Here is a 1,225-nt window from a genome sequence, read left to right on the forward strand (position 1 = left end):
TTCTTCATCCGAACTGTCGGTATCACCCGGGCCACCATGAGGATCGGGCTGGCCAATATCGTCTACAACATGCGCCGCTTCCTCTTCCTCGAAAGGTTGAACGCGAGCGCGTAGTCATCCAGCGGGAGGGCAGTCCCCGATCTGCTCAAAACGCAGATCAAAAGCTACCCCAAAAACCGTCAATCAAATCGCCAAAACCCTGAAATCACGAGCCAGGCGCATCAACCAACGGTTCTTCGATCCCTCCAGATGGAACGGATCAGTCCATTTTTTCCTCTGGCGCATGGAGCTCCGCGTGTGGACGACCGACGCGTCCTGAGCGGGATCGTTTACGTGATCCGCAACGGTCTTCAGTGGAAAGACGCTCCGAAAGTGTATGGTCCGCACAAGACTTTGTATAACCGGTTCATTCGCTGGAGCCGCCTGGGTGTCTTTGACAGGATCTTTGTCGCCATGACAGAGCGGGCAGGCTGTTCGAAGCGCCTGATGATCGATGCGACACATCTCAAGGCTCACCGGACAGCTGCCTCTCTGCTCAAAAAGGGGCTTTTCCCCGCCATATCGAACGCACAAAAGGCGGCCTGAACTCAAAGCTTCATGCCGTCTGTGACAGCGAAGGCCGTCCTGTTCGTCTTCATCTGACAGCCGGTCAGGTTAGTGACTTCAAAGGGGCAGATGTACTTCTGGCAGACCTTCCCGATGAGACAGAAGAGGGGACCGGGGATACGACAGTAATAAAATCAGGCAGTCTCTCGCAGAACGGAAGATCACCGCTTGTATTCCGCCGAAGAAGAACCGGAAATCAAAGCTACTTTACAACTGGCATCTCTATAAAAAGCGCCACCTCATCGAAAACATGTTCGCAAAGCTCAAAGACTGGCGGCGGGTGACAACACGATATGACCGCTGCGCACACACTTTCATGTCCGCTATCCACATCGCAGCAAGCTTCATCTTCTACCTCAAAGAATGAGTCCTGAGCCTAGAGGGTGTTATGCACTTTGGATGAGCAGGTTAGCTGCGTTTCTAAGCATGAAACCTGCGAAGGCGATGGTATGCATTGCGGCAAGCGTTGAGGCGCAGCGCTCGTAGTCTTTCACCAGCCTCCTGCACCGCGTTGCCCACGCGAACGATCTCTCTACGATCCAGCGACGTGGCAGCAGCACGAAACCCCGTTTAGCCTGAGGTAGTCTGACGATTTCGAGAGTGATATCCTGCTCTTTGG

General features: G+C 54.0%; 1 protein-coding gene and 2 pseudogenes. 2 read left to right on the plus strand and 1 reads right to left on the minus strand.

The genetic code is table 11. The features are described from left to right. Positions 1-114, plus strand: a pseudogene (locus tag KP703_RS15415) (IS5/IS1182 family transposase); the annotation flags it as partial. Positions 115-249: 135 nt separating this feature from the next. Beyond that, positions 250-973, plus strand: a pseudogene (locus tag KP703_RS15420) (IS5 family transposase). A 19-nt stretch (positions 974-992) separates the two neighbouring features. On the opposite strand, the gene KP703_RS15425 reads toward KP703_RS15420, so the two are convergent. Continuing rightward, positions 993-1,225 (minus strand): transposase (locus KP703_RS15425; protein WP_215755552.1); only part of this gene is annotated, 233 nt, incomplete at its 5' end.

Origin of the sequence: Acetobacter sp. P5B1 (assembly GCF_018811985.1) — a bacterium.
Taxonomy (GTDB): domain Bacteria; phylum Pseudomonadota; class Alphaproteobacteria; order Acetobacterales; family Acetobacteraceae; genus Acetobacter; species Acetobacter cerevisiae.